The sequence below is a fragment of the Duganella sacchari genome (assembly GCF_900143065.1).
Taxonomy (GTDB): Bacteria; Pseudomonadota; Gammaproteobacteria; order Burkholderiales; family Burkholderiaceae_D; genus Rugamonas; species Rugamonas sacchari.
In genome coordinates this window covers 140,896-164,053 of sequence record NZ_FRCX01000006.1, presented here as the reverse complement: position 1 = coordinate 164,053, position 23,158 = coordinate 140,896, and the positions used below count along the sequence as shown (strand labels likewise).

The 23,158-nt window shown below is 61.8% G+C and carries 17 protein-coding genes; 10 read left to right on the top strand and 7 right to left on the bottom strand.

The window, feature by feature from the left end; translation table 11 throughout:
• The 5 genes from BUA36_RS14695 to BUA36_RS14675 all read right to left on the bottom strand — a co-directional run bounded on the left by BUA36_RS14695 (window position 1) and on the right by BUA36_RS14675 (window position 7,474).
• The gene (locus BUA36_RS14695) at window positions 1-2,238 is read right to left on the bottom strand and encodes a glycoside hydrolase family 3 N-terminal domain-containing protein (RefSeq protein ID WP_072785775.1); all 2,238 of its coding nucleotides are present in this window, start codon (window positions 2,236-2,238) and stop codon (window positions 1-3) included.
• A gap of 3 nt (window positions 2,239-2,241) precedes the next feature.
• The gene (locus BUA36_RS14690; RefSeq protein WP_072785773.1) at window positions 2,242-4,143 is read right to left on the bottom strand and encodes a glycoside hydrolase family 2 protein; all 1,902 of its coding nucleotides are present in this window, start codon (window positions 4,141-4,143) and stop codon (window positions 2,242-2,244) included.
• Between the two features lie 19 nt (window positions 4,144-4,162).
• On the bottom strand, window positions 4,163-4,543 hold the full coding sequence (locus BUA36_RS14685; protein WP_072786181.1) for a 5-carboxymethyl-2-hydroxymuconate Delta-isomerase: 381 nt from the start codon (window positions 4,541-4,543) through the stop codon (window positions 4,163-4,165).
• On the bottom strand, window positions 4,524-6,410 hold the full coding sequence (locus BUA36_RS14680) for a hypothetical protein (protein WP_072785771.1): 1,887 nt from the start codon (window positions 6,408-6,410) through the stop codon (window positions 4,524-4,526). Before BUA36_RS14680 ends, BUA36_RS14685 begins: the two co-directional genes overlap by 20 nt.
• Before the next feature lie 68 nt (window positions 6,411-6,478).
• Complete coding sequence (locus BUA36_RS14675) at window positions 6,479-7,474, bottom strand: LacI family DNA-binding transcriptional regulator (protein ID WP_072785769.1); 996 nt, start codon at window positions 7,472-7,474, stop codon at window positions 6,479-6,481.
• 86 nt (window positions 7,475-7,560) lie between these two features.
• Here BUA36_RS14675 and BUA36_RS14670 point away from each other — a divergent pair, with 86 nt between their 5' ends.
• The 5 genes from BUA36_RS14670 to recQ all read left to right on the top strand — a co-directional run bounded on the left by BUA36_RS14670 (window position 7,561) and on the right by recQ (window position 16,109).
• Entirely contained in the window at window positions 7,561-8,373 is an 813-nt protein-coding gene (locus BUA36_RS14670) for an NAD-dependent epimerase/dehydratase family protein (RefSeq protein ID WP_072785767.1), read from the top strand.
• A gap of 35 nt (window positions 8,374-8,408) precedes the next feature.
• On the top strand, window positions 8,409-10,604 hold the full coding sequence (locus tag BUA36_RS14665; protein WP_072785765.1) for a glycoside hydrolase family 88 protein: 2,196 nt from the start codon (window positions 8,409-8,411) through the stop codon (window positions 10,602-10,604).
• A 135-nt stretch (window positions 10,605-10,739) separates the two neighbouring features.
• Window positions 10,740-13,133: a TonB-dependent receptor gene (locus BUA36_RS14660; protein WP_072785763.1), complete on the top strand. Its 2,394-nt coding sequence runs from the start codon at window positions 10,740-10,742 to the stop codon at window positions 13,131-13,133.
• Window positions 13,134-13,423: 290 nt separating this feature from the next.
• Window positions 13,424-14,260, top strand: coding sequence for an undecaprenyl-diphosphate phosphatase (locus tag BUA36_RS14655; protein WP_072785761.1), 837 nt, complete (start codon window positions 13,424-13,426; stop codon window positions 14,258-14,260).
• A 25-nt stretch (window positions 14,261-14,285) separates the two neighbouring features.
• Window positions 14,286-16,109, top strand: a complete 1,824-nt coding sequence (recQ, locus tag BUA36_RS14650) for a DNA helicase RecQ (RefSeq protein WP_072785759.1) — start codon at window positions 14,286-14,288, stop codon at window positions 16,107-16,109.
• Here the strand turns inward: recQ and BUA36_RS14645 are convergent.
• On the bottom strand, window positions 16,106-17,032 hold the full coding sequence (locus BUA36_RS14645) for a helix-turn-helix domain-containing protein (RefSeq protein ID WP_072785757.1): 927 nt from the start codon (window positions 17,030-17,032) through the stop codon (window positions 16,106-16,108). The two genes, recQ and BUA36_RS14645, sit on opposite strands and share 4 nt — an antisense overlap.
• A 103-nt stretch (window positions 17,033-17,135) precedes the next feature.
• On the opposite strand from BUA36_RS14645, the gene BUA36_RS14640 reads away from it, so the two are divergent.
• The 4 genes from BUA36_RS14640 to BUA36_RS14625 are packed head-to-tail and all read left to right on the top strand — an operon-like array spanning window position 17,136 to window position 20,840.
• Window positions 17,136-18,026 (top strand): DMT family transporter, encoded by an 891-nt coding sequence (locus BUA36_RS14640; RefSeq protein ID WP_072785755.1) that lies wholly within the window; start codon window positions 17,136-17,138, stop codon window positions 18,024-18,026.
• A 55-nt stretch (window positions 18,027-18,081) separates the two neighbouring features.
• Entirely contained in the window at window positions 18,082-19,863 is a 1,782-nt protein-coding gene (locus tag BUA36_RS14635; RefSeq protein WP_072785753.1) for an amidohydrolase, read from the top strand.
• Between the two features lie 30 nt (window positions 19,864-19,893).
• Window positions 19,894-20,403: a hypothetical protein gene (locus BUA36_RS14630; protein ID WP_072785751.1), complete on the top strand. Its 510-nt coding sequence runs from the start codon at window positions 19,894-19,896 to the stop codon at window positions 20,401-20,403.
• The gene (locus BUA36_RS14625) at window positions 20,400-20,840 is read left to right on the top strand and encodes a hypothetical protein (RefSeq protein ID WP_072785748.1); all 441 of its coding nucleotides are present in this window, start codon (window positions 20,400-20,402) and stop codon (window positions 20,838-20,840) included. Before BUA36_RS14630 ends, BUA36_RS14625 begins: the two co-directional genes overlap by 4 nt.
• Window position 20,841: 1 nt before the next feature.
• On the opposite strand, the gene trmB is transcribed toward BUA36_RS14625, so the two are convergent.
• Window positions 20,842-21,522 (bottom strand): tRNA (guanosine(46)-N7)-methyltransferase TrmB, encoded by a 681-nt coding sequence (gene trmB / locus BUA36_RS14620; RefSeq protein ID WP_072785746.1) that lies wholly within the window; start codon window positions 21,520-21,522, stop codon window positions 20,842-20,844.
• 216 nt (window positions 21,523-21,738) lie between these two features.
• Between trmB and BUA36_RS14615 the strand changes: the two genes are divergently transcribed.
• Window positions 21,739-23,085 (top strand): GH1 family beta-glucosidase, encoded by a 1,347-nt coding sequence (locus tag BUA36_RS14615; RefSeq protein WP_072785744.1) that lies wholly within the window; start codon window positions 21,739-21,741, stop codon window positions 23,083-23,085.
• The last annotated feature ends 73 nt before the right edge of the window (window positions 23,086-23,158 follow it).

Here is a 23,158-nt window from a genome sequence, read left to right as displayed (position 1 = left end):
TCAGTTCAGTTTAAGAGTGCTTTCAAGGCGGATGTCATCCGATGCGCTGCCGACCATGAGTTTGAAGTCGCCTGCTTCCGCGCCCCACGTCAACTGGCTGTTGAAGAAGGACAGCGTATCGCGGTCAATCGTGAAGCTGATACGGCGGCTCTCCCCCGGTTTCAGGCGCACCTTCTCAAAGCCTTTCAACTCTTTCAAAGGGCGCACCACCGACGAGACCATGTCGCGCAAATACAGCTGTACGATTTCCGTGCCCTCGACCTTGCCGGTATTGGCCAGGTCAAAGGACAGCGTCACCTTCTGCGCACCGTTCATTGAGGGACTGCTCAGCGTCAGACCGGAATATTTGAACTCGGTATAGCTCATGCCATGGCCAAACGCATAGCGCGGCGTGTTGACGGAATCGATGTAGGCCGATTTGTAGACCACGTTCTTCTCGTCTGTCACCGGGCGACCAGTGTTGTACTGGATGTACGACAGCGGAATCTGTCCCACGCTGCGCGGGAAGGTAATCGGCAGCTTGGCCGATGGGTTGTAGTCACCGAACAGCACATTGGCGACCGCGTTGCCGCCTTCGCTGCCCGGGAACCACGCATAGACAATCGCGTCCGCCTGGTCGGCAATCGTATTGAACACCAGCGGACGTCCGGCCAGCATCACGACAACCACTGGCTTGCCGGTCGCCTTCAGCGCGTTGAACAGCGCCTCCTGCTGGCCAGGCAGCGTGATATCGCTGCGGGACTTGGCCTCGCCGCTCTGATCCCACGTCTCGCCGATGGCCAGTACGACGACATCCGCCGCTGCCGCCTTCGCCACCGCATCGGCAAAACCTTCGTTGCTGGTGCAGCCCGGCGCACACGCCTGCGCATAGCTGATCTCCGCCTTGCCCCCATGGCTACGCATGCCTTCGAGGATGCTCACCACTTTGGCACGCTCGCCCTGCACCACCCAGCCGCCTTCCAGGTCACGCTGCGAATCGGCCAACGGGCCAATCACGGCAATGCGCCGGGCCTCGCGCGACAGCGGCAACAGCTGGTTCCCGTTCTTCAGCAGGACGATGGACTTCTGCGCCACATCCAAAGCCGCAGCGCGGTGCGAGACATCACCCAGCACGGTCTTCTCGCGCGCGGCGTCCGAATAGCGGTAGGGATCATCGAACAGGCCCAGTTCAAATTTCTTGTACAGGATGCGGCGCACGGCGTCGTCCAGGGTAGCCATCTTCACCTTGCACGCCTTGACTGCGGCTTGCAGATGCTGGCTGTAGGCGTAGCCTTCCATGTCCATATCGCTGCCGGCATTGATGGCCTTGACGGCGGCATCGGACAAATCGGCCGCATACCCATGCGGCACCATCTCGCGCACCGAACCCCAGTCGCTGACCACAAAGCCCTTGTACTTCCAGGCGCCTTTCAGGATATCGCGCTGCAGGAAGGCATTGCCGGTGGCAGGCACACCATTCAGCGTATTGAACGAATTCATAAACGTCGCGGCGCCTGCATCCGCAGCAGCTTTGAATGGCGGCAGATAGGTTTCAAACAGCTGCTGGTTGCTCATGTCCACCGCGTTGTAGTCACGGCCGGCAATCGCCGCGCCGTAGGCGGCGAAGTGCTTGGCGGTCGCCATCACGGAATCAGTGGCGCCCAACTGCTTGCCCTGGAAACCATGCACGCGCGCGGCAGCAATGCGCGCGCCAAGGTAAGTATCTTCGCCCGCACCTTCCATCACACGGCCCCAGCGCGGATCGCGCGCCACATCCACCATCGGCGCAAAGGTCCAGTGGATGCCGGCAGCTGCGGCCTCCTTCGCCGCGATGTGGGCGGACAGCTCAATCGCCTCCATATCCCAGGAAGCGGATTCCCCCAGTGGCACAGGGAACACGGTCTGATAACCATGGATGACGTCAAGGCTGAACAGCAGTGGAATCTTCAAACGCGATTGCAGCGCCAGCGCCTGAATCTCGCGTGTGTCGGCGACGCCTTTGACGTTCAGCATGGAGCCGACTTTACCGGCGCGGATATCGGCCAGCTTGTCCGCATAAGCGCTGCTGGTGGGGCCAGTGAACTGGCGGCCCGACAGCTGATGCAACTGGCCGACTTTTTCCGCGACCGTCATCTTCTTCATCAGCTCCGCCACTTTGCGGTCAATCTGTGCATCCTGCGCGTGCGCAGCCATGCCCATGGCAAGGGTAGCGGTACCAATTGCGAGCGACAGCGTGCGGTGTATGATGGGATTTTTCATGGCTTATTTGTACTGCTGCTGTTTTTGTTCGTAATACGACTTCAGCGTGTAGAAGGCCTGCTTCTTCTTGCCAGTCTCCGAGATCAAGCCTTTGCGATTCCAGAAATCCTGGAAGTAAGGATGCGGACGGCGTGGCGAACGGAAGTCCGTCAGCACCCACGGCGTCATGCCACGCAAACCGGGAATCGCATCCAGCAGCTTGAAGGTATTCTTGTACAGCTGGTCCTGATACTCCTCGCTCCACTTCGTATCGCTGTCGGCGTGATAGCCGCCCAGCGCATCGGCGCCAAACTCCGTCACCAGCACCGGTTTGTTGTAATTGACCTTGAAGGAGAACTTCAGCATCTCCTTGTTGTTGGACCAGTACCAGCCGGCGTATTCATTAAAGCTGGCCAGATCGATCTTCTCGGCCAATGGATCTTCCACCGTCACCACATCGCCAGTACGATGCACTTCCAGCGCCGCACCAACCAGGCGCGTACGGTCCAGCGCACGCACTGTGTCCGCCAGCTTGCCCATGAAAGCGTTACGCGGTGCACTGACTGGCGTCTCGTTCCCGATAGACCAGATGATGACACTGGCGCGGTTTTTGTCGCGCACGACAAGGTCGGTCAGCTGTTGCGCCGCGTTGGCGTAGACTTCCGGCTTCTCCCACGAGATGGTCCAGTACACCGGCACCTCGGCCCACACCAGGATGCCCATTTCGTCGGCCAGCTTGATCATCTCCTCGCTGTGCGGGTAGTGCGCCAGGCGGACATAGTTGCAGTTCATGTCCTTGGCCCATTGCAGCATCATCCGCATATCGCCCTCGCCGCGCAAACGGCCCGGGATCAACGGGTTCTCGTCATGCAGCGACACGCCGCGCAGGAACACGGATTTGCCGTTGAGCAGAATGTCATGGCCGCGCGTTTCAATCGTGCGCAGACCGATACGGTCATTCAGCTTGTCCGTCGTGCTGGCGATGCTGACGTTATACAGTTTGGGATCTTCCGGCGACCAGTAGCGCACCTTGTTCTTAGGCAGTGCAAGGTTGATGACCGCACGGCCATTCACGTCCGTGTGCACCACCGTTTTTACGCCCAGCTCCGCAATCGATACCGTCACGTCCTGCGTCCGCTGGACACCGGCCAGCGTCACATAACCTTCAATGCGGCCCATATCACCTTTGGCCAGCTGGATCTGGTAATCCTCGATATAGGTGTCCGGCGTTTCAGCCAGCAGCACGTCGCGTGTGATGCCGCCGTAGTTCCACCAGTCCGTATTCAGCGTCGGAATATCGTCCTGATGACGCGTGTTATCCGCTTTGACCACCACCGTGTTCTGGCCATTCAGCAGCCGCCCCGTCACCTCGAACTGGAACGGCGTGAAGCCGCCCTTGTGGCTGCCCAGCTTCCTGCCGTTCAGGTAGACATGGGCCTCATAATTGACTGCGCCGAAATACAGGAAGTAACGCTTTCCGTCCTTGGGCGTGGCGTTGAACAGCTGGCGCATCCACACCGTGCCTTCATAGTTTTCCAGTTTGGCGTTCTGGGAATTCCAGTCGCCAGGAATCGCCAGCGTCGGCGAGCCTTCAAAGCTGTATTCAACCGCATCGTCCTTGCTTTTCGGTTTGCGGTCATCATAGAAGCCACCGGCGCCACTAGGCGACTGGTCGAACGGCTGATGGCGATAATTGTAGAAGCCTGTTTCATATGGATCGACGATGTAACTCCAGCGGCCATCCAGCAGCAGATGCTGGCGGCCATAGATGTTCTGCAGCGTAGGCGACTGCCTGGCCAGTTCGGCGCGTTTGCCAGCGCCCTGATTGGCCAGCGCCTGGCCCGGCGCCTGGTCGTCCTGAGCGCCCACCGCGAAACTCGCGGCCAGACAACTCGACAACAACAGCAGCTTCCACACTTTATGCATTCATCGTCTCCTGAAATTCTTAGTTGGTGAATTTACCTTCGTACGCCGGCGGCGCCGCATCGATATGCAGCGTCAGGCGCAGCGGCAATTTGTCCATGACCGGCGCCAGCTGCTGCCTGGCTTCGGCCAGCACCGCATCGCCTATCGCCTGTACCAGCTCTTGGCTGCGGCCGGGCGTGATACGCATATTGAGGTAGACGAAGGCCCGGTCCTGCTCTCCATCCGCCACCGCATACTGCGCCGACGGATAGGCCAGCACGCGCGTTCCATACAACGGGAACACCAGCGCGCCAGCCGCGTCCTTCAACGTCACCAGCGTGTGCGACAGCGCCTTGCACAAGATGCCGACATCGGTATGCGCGTCCAGATTCGCGGTGTACTCAATTTTCAGATGCGGCATATTTGATCGTCCACTTGATGGTCAGCGGCTCCTTCATGGTCAGCTTGCCGGTGCTGCAGGTGACGAGCGTCTTCATCGGTCCATAGGGCGCCATAAAGTTCTTGTCGCCGTTGGTTGGCGCAGCCTGGCATTGCTGCAGGCCGCTGACGCTGTATTCCTTCACATCGCCCTGCCTGAACGTGACCGTGTTGCTGTTCAGCGTAGCCTGGTCCGAGAACGACGCGAATTCCAGCGTGACCTTGTCTACGTCCTGCGTTCCCACCGGCGTGTAAACGTCCGTGCGGGTCATCATGCCATGTTCCAGCGTGTAGGCGGTTTGCAGCTTGATGCGCCCATCCTTGACCGGCGAGCGTTTGCCCAGCCGGTCCAGTTCATCCTGGCGATAGGTGACCGTGTAACGCTGGCCATCCTTGCCGGTCTTGATATCCTTGATCCACGCCGCGCCGATCAGCTGCGTGCCGTCAGCCATGGTGAACTTCGGCAGCAGTTGCGGATGTGCACCACCGCTGTCCGCCACGCCAGAGACGATGCCCGGTGCGAAAGGCAGCGGATAGTAAGGGCTGTTGTCATGCTGGCTGATGCCGCCGTTAATCATGTTCAGACTGACGACGTGCTTACCATCGCGGAAGATGGCCAGCGCGCGGTCATACTCGCCCTGCGCAAACGTGGTGGTGCTGAACTGCGGGCGGTTCTTGTCCAGCCATGCCTGCAAGTCCGCTTTCGGCTGCACATCCTTGAAGCCAGCCTTGTTCCAGGTATCGTTGGTATAGATCAGCTGATGCAGCAGCGAGAAGTTCTCGCCCAGGATGCGGTGCTTGCCGCGATAGGTGTCCGTGCGGCGCCCCTTGCCCCACATGTCCAGCGAGTGCATGGAAGGGTCGTACCAGAAGTCCATATAGCGCGCGGCTACGCGTGAGGAGAAGGCGTAAGCGTACTGCTTCTCTTCCGGCGTCAGCACGTCGAGATAGGCCGATACGGACAGGATTTCCACCAGCGCTGTTTCACCATACGGGCCAAGACTGCGGCCAAAACTGAAACCATCACCTGCGGTGTTGGCCACATTCAGCGCGATATCAGCGGCCTTGCGCAGCAGGCCTTTGAGTTCATCGGTCGGTTGCAGGCCGGTTTCCAGGAAGCGCTCGCAGATCTCGGCGATCAGCAGGATGCTGTAGCGATCAAAGCGCCCCTCGCCATCCGTCTCGTCGGAGAAGCCGTATTTGCCGGAGTACTTCTTGTAATGCGTGAGCATCTTCTCCAGCAGTACCTTGCCCGCGCTATCGTCCTCCCAGCCCATCAGCATGCGCAGGCGCGCGATGCTGAATGCCACGCCGTAGTAGTTGGTCGGCAGGCTAATCAGATCCCACTGCGGCGTGACAAAGGTGCGCCAGTCCAGTTGCTTGCGCAGCTTTTCCAGCGTGGCCGGGCTGACAGCACGCTCCAGCAGGCCAGCCTCCTTGAGCTTCACCAGCGTGCCGATGTAGTAGTAGATGCCCCAGGTATGGTTATCCATGCCGACCGTCATATCGGCGATTGCGCGGTAATCCTTGAGCTTCTGCGCCAGCGACGGATCATCCTTGGCGGTATTCAGCAGCACATGGCCCAGGCCTGCCGCCACTTTCCCGGGCAAGAACTTGTCGCCGCTCTTGAACGGCGACGCGCCATCCAGCACCATGCCCTCCTTTTCCGCCACCAGCTTCTTGAAGAAGAAGTCCAGCTGTGTGTACGCGTTGTCCTGCACGATGCGGTTCATCGGCGTGGTGGCCAGCGGCGCTACATAACTGGCAGGAGATTGGGCAAGGACTGCGGAAGCAGGCGCAAAAGCCAGCAAGACGGCCAGCGCAGAAGAGTTCAGGCGAAGAAAGGTCATGTGGTGTCTCTGATTTTTGGAAAACGTTTTACAAATATGGTATGTGATTTTTCTGCCGAGGTAAAGCACTAACGATTGTGGTTGCTGGTCGAGTGCCGCAAGACCAGCTTGGGCTCGATGATATTGGCGTGATCGGCGTCTTTGCCTTCGATCTGCGCAATCAGCTTTTCTACCGCCGCTGCGCCCAGCCGCTCGCTTTGCAGATCGACCGTGGTCAAAGGCGGCGAGGTGTAGCTGGCAAAGGCGATGTTATCGAAACCGGCGACCGAGATATCCCCCGGTATGCGGAAGCCCAGCGTCTGTGCTGCCTTCATGAACCCCATGGCCATCAAGTCGTTGTAGCAGATCAGCGCATCGGGATGCTGGGCGCCCAGCATGATGGAAGAGCTCATGCGTTCCCCTTCCTGCGCCGACGGTGCAGTGGCGTCATACACCTCCAGCGACAAGCCCACGTCGGCCAGGCAGTCGCGGATGCCGGCCAGCCGCTCCTCGTCGCGGCGCGACTTGGAAAACCCCAGGTAGGCAATGCGCTTGTGGCCCAGCGTGACCAGGTGCCGCGCCAGCATGGCCGCACCGCGATGGTCGTCGCCCGCCACCCACGGAATATCGTGCTGCGTCAGGCGGCCGAACAGCACCAGCGGCTTGCCCAGTTCGACCATCCAGTCCATCTCCGCTTCCGCAATCCGCGTGAAGACGATCAGGCCATCCACGCGGCGGCTCAGCGCCTCCAGCAGCGGACGTTCGCGGCCAGGATTTTCCTCCGTATCCACCAGCAGCAGATTGTAGCCATGCGCCTGCGCGACACGGTTGGCCCCTTTGACCACACTGGCAAAGTGCGGATTCGCCACATCCAGCACCGACAGGCCGATGCTCTGCGTGCGGCCGGTAATCATCGACTGCGCGAGCGGATTGGAACGGTAGCCCAGCTCCGCGATCACTCTGGTAATGGCCTCTTCAACCCCCGGCGAAAAGCGCTGCGTACCGTTGACAAACTTGGACACCGTCGCGGTGGACACGCCAGCGCCGGCGGCCACGTCGCGAATGGTGGGAACGGGCTTTTTCATGAATCGATTGACCTCGAAGAGAATTTCGTTATACTTGCGATTAAACGTTTAACCACAATACCTTTACCATCCCATAAAAGCAACCCATGACCACTACAAAACCTTTCAAACGCATTCTGTTGACCGGCGCCGGAGGCGGCCTGGGTTCCATCCTGCGCGAGCGCGCCAAGGAATGGGCCGACATCGTCCGCCTGAATGACGTCAAGGATCTTGGTCCGGCGCGCGAAGGCGAAGAAATCGTGATCGGTGATCTGGGCGACCGCGACAAGGTCATGAGCATGATGGAGGGCGTGGAGGCCGTGCTGCACTTCGGCGGCATTTCGGTGGAAGACAAATTTGAACCCATCATGAACGCCAACATCCTGGGCCTGCATCATCTGTACGAGGCGATCCACAAGTGCGGCGTCAAGCGCGTGATCTACGCCAGCTCCAGCCACGTGGTCGGCTACTACAAGACCACGGACCTGGTGGACGCCCACATGCCGCTGCGCCCGGACGGCTTCTACGGCATCTCCAAAGCGTTTGGCGAGGCGCTGTCGCGCTACTACTACGACCGCTTCGGCACCGAGACTGTCTGCCTGCGCATCGGCTCCTCTTTCCCCGAGCCGAAGAACAGCCGCATGATGGTGACCTACCTGGCCTACGACGACCTGGTACAGCTCATCAGCCGTTCGCTGTTCACGCCGCGCGTGGGGCACACCATCACCTTCGGCACCTCGGACAATGCCACCAAATGGTGGGACAACAAACATGCAGCGCACCTGGGCTATGCGCCGCAGCACAGCTCCAGCGAGTTCGCCGGCAAATTCCCGGACAGCGCCGACTATCCCGAAGCAGGCGATGCCACCACGATTTACCAGGGTGGCCCGTTCGTGACGGCCGGCCCGATGTACAAATAACGCATAAAAAGTATATCCATCACGGAGACAACTGCATGACATCGTCGCACCTGCGTATTGCCGTACTGGCTGCCGTAGCAGCCATGTTCCAAGCCGTACCCGCCATGGCAGCTGAAGCACCGGCCGCGCAAGCGGCAGCGCCATCGGCCGCCATCAATCCCAAAGCCGTGCTGTCGACCATGGAGCGCGTGGCCGACTGGCAGCTGGCCAATCCCAGCAAGCACCGTCCGGACGACTGGACGCAGGCGGTAGGCTACAACGGCATCATGGCGCTGGCGAATATCTCCGGCAGCAGCAAATACCGCGATGCGATGATCGCCATGGGCGAGAAGAACAACTGGAACCTGGGTCCCAACCACTATCACGCGGACGACCACATCGTCGGCCAGACCTACGCCGAGCTGTATCTGCAAACGCATGACTCGAAGATGATCGCGCCGCTGCGCGCCAGCTTTGACGACATCCTGGCCGACCGCCGCACCGGCACGCTGGACTTCACCGTCAAGGGCAACCAGGACCGCTGGTCATGGTGCGACGCGCTGTACATGGCGCCACCGGCCTGGCTGCGCCTGTGGGCCATCACGGGCGACCAGCGCTACCTCGACTTCGCCATCAGCGAATGGTGGGCGACTTCGGACTACCTGTACGACAAGGAAGAGCACCTGTACTTCCGCGACTCCAACTACTTCGACAAGCGCGAAGCCAATGGCAGGAAGGTCTACTGGAGCCGCGGCAATGGCTGGGTGATGGGCGGCCTGGTACGCGTGCTGCAATACCTGCCGGAGAACCATCCCGAACGTCCGCGCTTTGTGCAGCAGTATAAAGACATGGCCGCCAAACTGCTCACGCTGCAGCAGGCAGATGGCCTGTGGCGCGCCAGCCTGCTGGACCCGGACACCTATCCGATGAAAGAGTCGAGCGGCTCGGCGCTGTACACCTACGCGTTTGCATGGGGCGTCAACCAGGGCCTGCTGGATGCCAAGGCCTTCAAGCCTGCGGTGCAGAAGGCCTGGAGCGCGCTGGTCGCCAACGTGCAGGCCGACGGCAAGCTGACCCACGTGCAGCCTATCGGCCTGGCGCCGAAAGTGTTTGACGATAACCTGACCGAGGTCTATGGCGTCGGCGGCTTCCTGCTGGCGGGAAGCGAAATCTATCGCATGGCAGTGCTGGACAAGACCAGGCCGCAAACCGTCAGCGTAGCCAATCCGACCAACGGCGTGCGAGGCGACGAACTGGCGGAAGTCCGACCGGGCGCCGGCATCAAGCAGCCCGTCGTGATGGATGCCGCCACCTCGGCCATCATCAACTCGCAGGTGATCGGCAAACAGCTGCTGTTTCCGGTGAACCTGGCAGCGAACGAAACGCGCCGCTATCTGGTGCTGCCGGCCAGCCGTCTGGCCGCCGTGCCACCGGCTGACGTAAAAACCCATGCGCGCTTTGTGCCGGAACGCCTCGACGATTTCGCGTGGGAGAGCGACCGCACTGCCCACCGCGTCTACGGTCCCGCCATCATCAAGGACCCGAAAGAACACTTGATCAGCAGCGGCGTTGACGTCTGGGTCAAGAAGGTACGCACACCGGTGGTCGATAAATGGTACAAGCGCGGCGAGTACCACCACGATATCGGCGAAGGCCTGGACTTCTACGACGTCGGCCAGAGCCGCGGCTGCGGCGGCACCACCATCTACGCTGACGGCAAGCTGCACAACTCGTCCAACTTCACCCAATACAAGGTGCTGGCCGACGGCCCGCTGCGCGCCGTCTTCGAACTGACCTACGGCAGCTGGGACGCCGGCAACGGCCGCAGCGTCTCGGAAGTGAAGCGCTATTCGATCGACGCCGGCTCCAACATGACCCGCGTAGAAAGCCGCTTCGCCAGCAGCAGCAAGGCGCCGCTGACGGTTGGCGTGGGCATCGTCCACCGTGATGGCGAAGGTAGCCACAACACCGAAGATGGCGCCAACCATTTCAACAGCTACTGGCAGCCGCCGCACGGCGACGATGGCAGCATCGGCTGCGCCGTCATCCTGCCTGCTGGCGTCAGCGGCTTTGAGCTCGTCGACAAGCAGATGCTGACGCTCGGCAGCGCACAACCAGGCCAGCCCTTCGTCTACTACATGGGCGCCGGCTGGAGCAAGAGCGGCGACTTTGCCGACGCCTCCGCATGGGACGCCTACGTGCGCGGCTACGCCCAGAAACTGAAAGCGCCGCTGCAGGTCAAGAGTCAATAAAACCGGACCGCCGGCCGTCTGCGCGACGACCGGCGGATTTTTTTAAACCAGAAATGGAAGCGCTACCACAACCTGGTTTCAGTACCACGCAGCACACCATAACAGCTATAACATCGACAACACAGGAGACACGATATGCACTCGAATCAACCGAAAGTCCGGCGCATCACCGCTGCGGTATCCCTTGCTTTACTTGGATATGGTAGCGCTGTCATGGCCCAGCAGGCCGACAACGGCAAACTGGAATCCGTGATCGTTACCGCCAACAAGCGCGCGCAGAACCTGCAGGACGTACCGGCCTCCATCACCGTCCTCAACGACGCCGTCCTGCAGCGCGCCAACGTGCGCGACCTCGAAGACGTCCCGGCCCTGTCGCCGGCGCTGACACTGTCCTACGGCACCCAGCCGGGCAACTTCAGCATCAATATGCGCGGCATCGGCACCTTCTCGCTGGGCATCGGCGTCGAGGCCGACGTCGCCGTGATCGTCGACGACGTCCCGCTCGGCATGCAGGCCGGCGCCTTCAAGGACCTGGCCGACGTCGGCCGCATCGAAGTACTGAAAGGCCCGCAAAGCACGCTGTTCGGCAAGAGCTCGATCGCGGGCGCCATCAACATCACCACCAAGCCGCTGGGTGGCCCGTGGAAAACCAACGCCACCACCTACGTCACCAACGACCATGAGTGGCGCGCCGGCTTCAGCACCGGCGGTTCGGTGTCCGACACGCTGCGCGTACGCCTGGCCGCCAGCAAGACCAGCTTCGACGGCACGCTCAACAACCTCACCACCGGCAAGAAACTCAATGGCAGCAAGGGCGACAACCTGAGCGGCAAACTGGAATGGCAACCGCTCGACCAGCTGACACTGACGCTGACGCCGCACTACAACCGCACCGAAAAATTCTGCTGCTCGACCGCGTTCACCGCCATGTCGCCGGGCGCGCTGTACCGCAATGCGCCGCAGCTGCCGCCATCGGTGGTCCTGTCCGGCATCACCGTCGGCCCGGACAACCGCGACGTGCGCAACGACTACCCCACCGGCGGCAAATTCCACGATGCCGGCACCGGCGTCAAACTGGACTGGGCGTTTGACGACAACGGCCCGCTCAAAGGCCACACGCTCACCTCCATCTCGTCCTATAGCAAATACCATATGGACGACTACCAGGACAACGACAACACCGACGTCGACATCCTGCCCTTCCTGCTGCTGCCCAACGGCCAGCCGACCGGCATGCACGGCGGCCTGTACCAGTATGGCTACTTTGACGTCAAATCCACCACCCAGGAATTCCGCCTGACCTCGCCGGACAAAGGCGCGCTGCGCTACGTGGCCGGGCTGTGGTACGGCAAAAACAACCTGACCCGCGAACTGACCAAGGCGCCGCTGATCCAGGCCTACGGCACCGCCTATGGCGCCGACGCCTGGAACACCAGCAAAGCCATCTACGGCCAGGGCACCTGGGACTTCCGTGCCGACACCAGCCTGATCGCGGGCGCCCGCTACAACGACGAAGACACCGGCTACAACTTCCGCCGCTACACCGTGCCGCCGCAAGCACACGCGCTGACCGAGTTCTATACCAAATCGGACACCGACAAGAGCAGCACCTACAAGCTGGGCCTGGAACACCGCCTGAACAAGGACACCATGCTCTACGCCATGGCCTCCACCGGCCACAAAGGCAAGGCCTACGACCTGACTTCCGGCTTCACCGCCGCCACCGCCAAGCTGCCAGCCGTCGCACCCGAGACCGCCACCAGCTACGAGCTGGGCTGGAAGCAAAGCCTGCTGGACAACCGCGCCATGTTCAGCGTGGCCCTGTTCCGCACCAACTTCAAGCATTTCCAGCAATCGTCGAGCTTCTTTGACGACGACGGCACCTTCCGCACCGGTCTGAACAGCATCGGCGGCCTGCGCACCCAGGGCCTGGAAGTCGAAGGCAGCGTCCGCGTCACCCGCGAACTGCAGCTGAACGGCAGCTTCGCCTACACCGAAGCCACGATCCAGGAATTTGAAAACGGTCCGTGCTACAACGTCGTCAACGCAGCCGGCACCGGCAGCACGCCCGGCCCGGGCTGCGCGCAGAATCCCAAGTACAACAACACCTTCGTGCAGAACCTGGCCGGCAAAACCCTGCCCAACGCGCCCAAGATCAAGGTCAACCTGGGTGGCCAGTACGACCTGATGCTGCCATCGCAAAGCTTCAACGGCTTCATCGCCGGCAACACACGCTACCAGAGCCGCACGCAATTCTCACTGAGCCAGGACCCGACCACCATCCAGGGCGCCTACAGCATCACCAACCTGAGCTTGGGCGTCAAAGACAAGCAGGACCGCTACAAAGTGACCCTCCTGGTCAACAACCTGTTTGACAAGCGCTACGCGACCGGCCTCAACAACGCCATCGCCAACGGCACCTGGAGCCCGAAAGCGCCCAACACGCCGATCGCCGTCAACACCACCGAATGGATGCCGCCACGCGACTTCCAGCGCTACTTCGGCGCCCGCCTCGACGTCACCTTCTAACCCCACTCCGGGGTCAGGTCCGCCATTTCTACACGAGCTCTTCCATATCAAGGTTGAGTTCGTGTAGAAAAGACGGACCTGACCCCGGATTTGCCGAGCATCTCCCTTGCGACGCTGCTTTCGGTCGCAGTTCTTGCCCCTGCGGCCTTTCGCGGGGGCTTTTTTTTGGTTTGGGCTGATTACGCTTGCGTCAGATTCAGAAAACACCGGGCTGAACATGGTAAGCTTCGACCCCGGCGCCTTCTTCGCCGCTCACTTTTCCCCAACTTCCACGTATAAATACTTAATTCATGGATATCGTTCTCGCATTGAAAGCCCTCATCATGGGCCTGGTTGAAGGTTTTACGGAATTTCTGCCGATTTCTTCGACCGGCCACCTGATCCTTGCCGAGCATCTGCTGGGGTTCCAGGGCATGGAAGAGAAAATGAAGGTGTTTGAGATCGTGATCCAGGCCGGCGCCATCTTTGCCGTGTGCTGGGAATACCGCGCCCGTATCGCCGCCGTGCTGACCGGCCTGGGCGACCCGAAGCAGCAGCGCTTCGCCCTCAATGTGCTGATCGCCTTCCTGCCGGCCGCCGTGCTGGGCGTGCTGTTCAACAAGACCATCAAGGCGGTGCTGTTTGCGCCAGTGCCAGTGGCGCTGGCCTTCATCATCGGCGGCCTGATTATTCTGTGGGTGGAGAAACGCGCCAAGAACAATCCGGCCTCGGCCCGCATCAATTCGGTCGATGACATTACCCCGGTCGATGCGCTCAAAATCGGCATCGCTCAGGCGTTTGCGCTGATTCCCGGTACCAGCCGCTCCGGCGCCACCATCATGGGCAGCATGATTTTCGGCTTCTCGCGCCAGGTCGCGACCGAGTTCTCGTTCTTCCTGGCGATTCCAACCCTGCTGGGCGCCACCGTGTATTCGCTGTACAAGGAGCGCGCGCTGCTGTCGGCCGCCGACCTGCCGCTGTTCACCGTCGGTACGGTGGCGGCATTTATCTCGGCCTTCCTGTGCGTGCGCTGGCTGCTGCGCTATATCAGCTCGCATACCTTCACCGTATTCGCCTGGTACCGTATCGCCTTTGGCCTGGTGGTGCTGATCACCGGCTATCTGGGCATCGTTGTCTGGGCCGACTAAACTTTTGAATAGCAGTAGTAGCATCATGAGTCATCAGGAAATCAACGAACGCGCCCTCCACTTGCTGCAAACGGTATTCGGCTATCCGGCCTTCCGTGGACAGCAGGCGGAGATTGTCAGCCAGGTGGCCAATGGCGGCGACGCGCTGGTCCTGATGCCCACCGGCGGCGGCAAGTCGCTGTGCTATCAGATTCCCGCGCTGCTGCGCGATGGCGTCGGCGTGGTGGTGTCGCCGCTGATCGCGCTGATGCAGGACCAGGTGGACGCGCTGGCCGAAGTCGGGGTGCGCGCGGCGTTCCTGAATTCCACGCAAACCTACGAGGAAGCCAGCCGCATCGAACGCCTGGTGCGCACCGGCGAGATCGACCTGGTCTACGTGGCGCCTGAACGTTTGATGACGGAGCGCTGCCTGAATCTGTTCCAGGATTCGAAGATCGCGCTGTTTGCCATCGACGAAGCGCACTGCGTATCGCAATGGGGCCATGACTTCCGCCCCGAGTACATCAAGCTCTCCATCCTGCACGAGCAGTTCCCGAACGTGCCGCGCATCGCGCTGACGGCGACCGCCGATCCGCAGACGCGCGCCGAGATCGTGCACCGCCTGCAGCTGGAAGATGCGGCGCAATTCGTCTCCTCCTTCGACCGTCCCAACATCCGCTATGCGATCGTGGAGAAGGCCAATGGCCGCAAGCAGCTGCTGGACTTCATCACCACCGAGCATGGCGGCGACTGCGGCATTGTCTACTGCCTGTCACGCAAAAAGGTGGAAGAGACGGCCGAGTTCCTGAACGAGAACGGCGTGCGTGCGATGGCGTATCACGCTGGCATGGACCACGCGGTACGCGCCGCCAACCAGGCGCGCTTCCTGCGCGAAGAGAACATCGTCATGTGCGCCACCATCGCCTTCGGCATGGGCATCGACAAGCCGGACGTGCGCTTCGTCTGCCACCTGGATCTGCCGAAAAGTATCGAAGGCTACTACCAGGAGACCGGCCGCGCCGGCCGCGATGGCGAACCCGCCAGCGCGTGGATGGCCTATGGCTTGCAGGACGTGGTGCTCCAGCGCCGCATGATCGATGAATCGGAAGCCGACGAAACCTTCAAGCGCGTGCTGGGCAACAAGCTCGATGCGATGCTGGGCCTGTGCGAAACGCTGAGCTGCCGGCGCGTGCGCCTGCTCGACTACTTCGGCGAGAAGGCCGGCCCTTGCGGTAATTGCGATACCTGCCTGATTCCTCCCGTCTCCTTCGATGGTACGGTGCCGGTGCAGAAGCTGCTGTCCACCGTGTACCGCGTCGACCAGCGCTTTGCGGCAGGCCATGTGATCGACGTGCTGCGCGGGCAGGAAACCGACCGTATCAAGACCTGGCATCACGATTCGCTTTCCGTGTTCGGCATCGGCGCCGACCGCAGCGAGCAGGAATGGCGCGCCATTCTGCGCCAGGTGATTGCACTGGGCCTGCTGACGGTCGACCATGAACAATTCAGCTCACTGAAACTGACCGACGCCGCTCGCCCCGTGCTCAAAGGCGGCCAGAAAGTACAGCTGCGCCAGTACCAGAAGCCGGTCAAGCCACAGAAACCGAGCCGCGCTGCCAAAGGCTATGCGGAGACCGACCTGTCGGCCCAAGAACAGAAGATTTTCGACCGCCTGCGCTCGTGGCGCATGGGTACCGCGCGCGAACACAACGTCGCCGCCTACATCATCTTCAACGATGCCACGCTGCGCGAAATCGCCAAGGCCCGGCCGATGGCGCTGGACGACCTGCGCGGCATCTCCGGCGTCGGCGAGAAAAAGCTGGCGTCCTACGGCGACGAGATCGTCGCACTGATCCAGGAACTGGATTAGGCAGCGATGATGCTGCGGTAGCGGCTGGGCGAGGCGCCAGTAGCGTCGCGGAAGCGGTGGCTGAAGTGGCTCAGGTCCGCATAGCCGCAGGCGTCGGCAATTTGCTGCAAGGGCTGGCCGCTGGTCTTGAGCAGACGGCGCGCATACTCGATGCGGCGCGCGGCAATCCACGCGGATGGCGGCATGCCGAACGACAGTTTGAACATCCGCGCCAGATGGTATTCGGACATGCATGCCAGCTGCGCCAGCATGCCCAGCGTGATGTTCTGCGACAGGTGCGCCTCGATGTAATCGGCCAGACGGCGGCGCACCACGGGCGCCAGTCCGCCGCGCACTCGCGTCTGATACTGCAGCACCGATTGTGCCAAAAGAAGATCGCTCAGGGCTTCATGCGCCACTTCATTGGCGCACAGCTGCGCGTCCGGGCCGTCCCAAGACATCGATGTCAGCGAAGTACACAGCTGGCCGATACGTTCATGTTCAAAATAGGTGCGGTCGGCCAGCGTCAGTTCGCGCGGCTCGCGGTCCAGTTCCACCACTGCGCGGCGCGTGAAGTGTTCAGGCAAAAAATACAGGTGCATGAAGTGCATTTGCCCGCGCACCGTCCAGCTGGATTCGTGCCAGTCCGGCAGCGTACATAAGCGCTTGGGGGCGCCATAGATGCCAGGCAGTTCCCAGCGCTCGGTACGGTGGCCGCCATCCATGTAGTAGGACAGCGTGTGATGGCCCGGCTTGTCGTACGAGGTTTCAGCAACCACCGTATCGCGCCGCCAGATGGCGACCGCCAGCTCGTCCCCGAGCCAGGCAAAGCGCTCCAGCGTGGCATCCGTTTCCGACATGGTCTTGAAGACGGAATGCGACAGCGCCCCTTCCGGCATGGCGGATGGTTCAAGCGCGTTGGCGATGGCTGGGCGTGCATTCATGATGAGGAAAGTCTAGCACGCTGCTTGCGAGGCTGCAGGCCGCCGCCGCGAAATGCGCAATTTCAGACAAGTCGCCCCGCCGCCGCCCCGGCATGCTGGCGACATGAATATCTTCCTCTACTCTCTCACTGTCCTGATCTGGGGTACCACCTGGATCGCCATTTCATTCCAGATGGGCGTGGTGCCTGCACCGGTGTCCATTGCCTACCGCTTCTGGATCGCTGCCGCCGTGCTGCTGGCCGGCCTGCTCATCACGCGCAGAAAATGGTGGCCGCCACGCCAGGCCTGGCCTTATCTTTTCGCCCAAGGCATCGCCTTGTTTTGCCTGAATTTCCTGTGCTTCTACTACGCCAGCAAATGGGTCACCAGCGGCCTGGAGGCGGTGATCTTCTCCACCGCGCCGCTGTGGAACGCCATCAATGGCCGCATTTTCATGAAGCGTCCGATCAAGCCGCAAGTGATGATGGGCGCCCTGCTCGGCCTGTGCGGCATCGTGCTGCTGTTCGCGCCGCAGATGGCCGGCCACTGGCATGACAGCCTGACCCTGTTCGGCCTCGCGCTGACCTTGGGGGGCACGCTATGCTTCTCGTGCGGGAACCTGCTGTCCAGCCGCATGCAGTCGCTGAACCTGGGCCTGACGCCATGGCTGACCAATACCTGGGCCATGCTGATCGGCTCCACCACGCTGGGCATCGCGGCGCTGGCGTTGGGCATGCCGTTCACTATCGACCCCGCGCCACGCTATCTCGGCGCCTTGCTGTACCTGGCAATCCCCGGCTCGGTGATCGGCTTCACCGCCTACCTGATGCTGGTGGGGCGCATTGGCCCGGACCGCGCGGCGTATTCCACGGTGCTGTTCCCCATTGTCGCGTTGACTATCTCCACGGTCTACGAGGGCTATCAATGGACGCCGCTTGCGCTGGGCGGACTGGCGCTGGTGCTGGCCGGGAATCTGCTGGCCTTCCTGCCTGCCTGGCCGCGCAGAGCGCGTTGATCGATCTGATACAAGCGAGGTAATATCTACCTTCCCATTCAGTGAGGCCGACCGCATGAAACGCATCGCCATAGCAGCAGCCCTGATCGCAGCAGCCACCGTGGCCCACGCCGCCAGCAAGCCGGCCGACACCACTTACCGCAACGGCTATGTCTACACGGTAGACGCAAAGGACAGCGTGCAGCAGGCGCTGGCTGTGCGCGCTGGCCGCATTGTCTACGTGGGCGATAACGATGGCGTTAAAGCCCTCACTGGCAAAAAGACGGAAGTCATCGACCTGCAAGGCCGCATGCTGATGCCAGGCCTGATCGACGGCCATATGCATCCGCAATCCGGCGGCAGCCGTCTGCTCAATTGCAGCCTGAATTACGAGTCGCTGACGGTGACGCAATTCCAGTCGCGCATCCAGGCTTGCCTCGACAACGATAAAAAGTCAGGGCCGGATCGCTGGCTGGTGGTGGTGAACTGGTTCCAGCAAGGCATGCAGCCGGACGGCGTGGAAACCACCGCCGCCACGCTGGATGCGCTCAAGACCGGACGCCCCATCATCGTGCGTTCGTCCTTCGGCCACTCGGCGCTGCTGAACAGCAAAGGCATCAAGCTGGCCAAAATAGAGCGCGATACGCAAGACCCGCCAGGCGGCAAGATCACACGCGACGACAAGGGCAACGCCACCGGGCTGCTGGAAGACGCCGCGCAGGATATGGCGATGAATCTGCTGCCGCCGTTGACGGTGGCAGAGAACCTGGCCGCATCCAAAGCGGCACTGGCAGCCATGCGTCAGCAGGGCATCACCAGCTTCCTCGACGCCTACACCGATCCGGAAACCATGACCGCCTTCGCCGACCTGCACCAGCAGGGCAAGCTGACGGCGCGCGCACACTTCGCGGTGCTGATCGATCTGGACAAAGGCGCTACGCCACAAAGCGCGGTGGCCGAACTGCTCAAGCAGCAAAAGCAGTTCGACCAGGGACCGACCAAGGTGGCGCCATCGATGCAAGTACGCCACGCCAAGCTGTTCATGGATGGCGTGATCTCCGCACCCGCCTTCACGGGCGCCATGATCGAGCCTTACCTCGTCAACAAAGGCACACCGGAGAAGCCGGACTGGCAGCCCGGCAGCAGCAACGGCCCCGCGAGCTACTTCGCGCCGGAAGCGCTGCGCACCACGCTCAAGGAACTGGCCCGCGCGCACATCGATCCGCACATCCACGTTGACGGCGACCGCGCCGTGCGCGAATCGCTGGACGCCATCGCCGACCTGCGCGCCACGCCGGAGGGCAAGCACGTACGCCCTGCGCTGGCCCACGACGAAATCGTCGATCCGGCCGACTACAAACGCTTTGCGCAGCTGGACGTCACGCCGGTACTGTCCTTCCAGTGGGGTAAGCCGGCGCCGGACACGCTCGGCGCGCTCAAGGACTTCATGGGACCGCGCCGCTACGCGCTGGTGGAACCGCAGGCGCTGCTGCTCAACGCCGGCGCACGCATCGCCTATGGCAGCGACTGGCCGGTCGATCCACTCGACGAATGGTTCGCGCTCAAAGTCGGCGTCACCCGCACTGCCGCGCCGGATGCGGGCAAGGAGTACGCGGGCACGTTGACCGGGCAGCCAGGCCTGCCGCGCGCCGCCGCGCTGCGCGCGATCACGCTCAATGCCGCCTACACGCTGCGCCAGGAAACGCAAACCGGTTCGCTGGAAGTGGGCAAGCTAGCCGACCTGATTGTCCTGGACCGCAATTTCTTCACCATCCCGGCCGAGGACATCGCCAACATCAAGGTGCTGCAGACCATGGTGGGCGGCAAAATCGTCTATCAGTCCAGGGACATGCGTTAAGATGTCGGCCTTTGTATAACACCAGACGCCATGCAGCTGCTTATTTCCCTGCTCATCATCCTCGCCACGGCGGCGGTGGTGTATGCCATCATCAAGACCAATCCTAACCAGCCCAAGCCTTTGCCGCTGCCAACCGGCGTGCCGTATGAGCCCAAGCTGCCGGACAGCGCGCCCGCGCTGCACTGGTCCGACGGCGGCCGCTTCATGGTGGAGGTGATGACGGAGTCGCGCTACCAGCCGACGCTGAAGGCGCTGGCCGGCGATCATGGCGACGGTGCCGCTGCAGCGCCCTACATGGCGACGCTGATGCCGGATGACCACAACGCCTACGAAAACGAGGCGGTTGCCGTGTTTATCGGCGGCCGCATGGTGGGCTATCTGCCGCAGAAGGCGGCCATCAAGTTCCGCGAGCTGCTGCGCAAGAAGGAAGCTGCGGGCCAGCTCAGCACCACCGATGCGCAAGTGCGCGGCGGCGCGCTGTGGCAGGGCAAGCGCCTGCAATACGCGGTGGTGCTGGACGTGGAACCGCTACAGAAATGAACGCGCGCCTGCCCCGCCGTGCCGCCGCGCGCGCCGTCACCGCGCTGAGCGCGCTAATCTCGCTGGCCGGGGCGGCAACGGCCGCCGAGCCGCTGCTGATCCACTACAACGACCGTCCGCCACAGCACTACACGCAGCGCGGCGTGCCGCAAGGCCCGGCCATCGCCCGGATCAGCGCCGCACTCAGCACCGCCAACATTCCCTACGCCTTCCGCAACACGCCTGCCAAGCAGCAGCTGGTGCTATTGCAGGCCAACGACAAACCCGCCTGCATGCTGGCGTGGGCCGACATTCCCGGCCGCGACCGCGTGGGAAAATTCTCGGACGTGATTTACAAGGATGAACCGCGAGGCTCCGAACGCCGCCTTTGGTGCACCAACGCGACGCCGGATGAGACGATGCAGCGCCTGAACGCGGCGCTGCACCAGCAGGAATGACTTACTTCTTGGTGAACACCAGATCCCACACGCCGTGGCCCAGCTTGAGGCCGCGGTTTTCAAACTTGGTCAGCGGACGATAAGCCGGCTGCGGCGCATAGCCATCTGCCGTATTCTGCAGGCCCTCTTCCGCGCTCATCACTTCCAGCATCTGCACCGCGTAGTCTTCCCAGTCGGTCGCCAGATGGATGTAGCCGCCCGGCGCCAGCTTCTGCACCAGATGCTTCACAAACGGCGACTGAATCAGACGGCGCTTGTTGTGGCGTGCCTTGTGCCACGGGTCCGGGAAGTAGATATGCACGCCATGCAGCGAGCCATCCGGGATCATGTGGTTCAGCACTTCCACCGCATCGTGCTGGATCGCTTTCAGGTTGGTCAGATTCTGCTCGCCGATCAGCTTGAGCAGGCTGCCCACGCCCGGCGTATGCACTTCCACGCCGATGAAGTCCTTCTCCGGCATCACCCCCGCGATGTGCGCGGTGGTGCCGCCCATGCCAAAGCCGATCTCCAGCACTACCGGCGCCTTACGCCCAAACGCCTGCTCGTAATCCAGCGGCGCCTTGGTGTACTCGATCAGGAACTTCGGTCCCAGTTCCTCCAGCGAACGCGCCTGCGCGGTCGACAGGCGGCCGGCACGGGTGACGAAACTACGGATGCGGTGTTCGGTCGGGTCGTACAGCATGGCCCGCGCTGGGCCGTCTTTAGGCGTATCGGAAGACATGGTGGGAAATCAGGAGAAATTTATTGAGGCGGCATTATATCAGGCTTGAGCGGTCACTTTTTCAAATCGATTGACACCCCGATGCAGTTGAGGTCTAATCATCACACCAGCTTGAAATCGTTTTCAAGCGCAGCAATGGCCCTGCCAGCACCCGTTAATCCTACCAAAACGACAACAATGACCGATTTCACGCAATTCCCGCCTTCGTTTACCTGGGGCGTCGCCACCAGTGCATTTCAGATTGAAGGCGGCGCCACCGCCGACGGCAAGGGTCCATCGATCTGGGATACCTTCAGCCACACGCCCGGCAACGTGATTGACGGCAGCAACGGCGACATCGCCTGCGACCACTATCACCGCTACCCGGAAGACGTGGCCATCATGGCCAGCCTGGGCGTGGACGCCTACCGCTTCTCGATGGCGTGGTCGCGTGTGCAGCCGCAGGGCAAAGGCGCGTGGAACGAAGCCGGCTGGGATTTCTACGACCGCCTGCTGACGGAACTGGCAAGCAAAAACATCGCCGCCCACATCACGCTGTACCACTGGGACCTGCCCCAAGGCCTGCAGGACGAAGGCGGCTGGTTGAACCGCGCCACCGCCTATCACTTCGCCGAATATGCCGCCGAAGTCGCGCGCCGTTTTGGCCATCGCGTGAAAACGATTGCAACCCACAACGAGCCGTGGTGCACCGCCAATCTGGGCTATGGCAACGCGCAGTTTGCGCCGGGCGTGGCGAACCTGAAACAATCGATCCAGGTATCGCACCACCTGGTGCTGTCGCATGGCCTGGCCATGAGCGCGATGCGCAAGGTTGGCAACACGGCGCAGCTGGGCATTGTGCTGAACCAGTGGACCGCCGATGCCGCCACCGACAGCGCGGCCGACCAGGCCGCCGCCGAATTTGAATATGCGCGCTCGGTCGAATGGTTCATGGACCCGATCTTCAAAGGCAGCTACCCGGCACTGGCGCTCAAGGTCCATGGCGACAACGCACCCGTGGTGCAGGATGGCGACCTGGCCATCGCCCATCAGAAGATCGACTTCCTCGGCGTGAACTACTACTTCCGCGCCTTCTGCTCGACCGACACGCCACCGCGTCAGCCCGAGTGCAAACTGGGCAAGACCGACATGGGCTGGGAGATCTTCCCGGACGGCCTGACCGAACTGCTGCTCAAGCTGAACGCCGCCTACGAGCTGCCGCCCATCTACATCACCGAAAACGGCATGGCCAATCCGGACAGCGTGGTGCAGGGCGAAGTGCCGGACGCAGCGCGCATCGATTTCGTCAAGCGCCACCTCAAGGCACTCAACGACGCCCGCCTGCAGGGCGTGAACGTGCAGGGTTATTTCCTCTGGAGCCTGCTGGATAATTTTGAATGGAACTCCGGCTACGCCAAGCGCTTCGGCATTGTGCACGTGGATTACGCCACGCAACAGCGCACGCTGAAACACAGCGCCCTGTGGTATCGCGACTACCTGATCCAACAGCGTCCGCAGCCGCTGAACACGGCGCACGCTGCCTGAGCAACGCAACCGCAGTACCGCCGCCGGCCCTGTGCCGGCGGTTCCCGTTTAAACTGGCCGCAGAGCCGGTGAC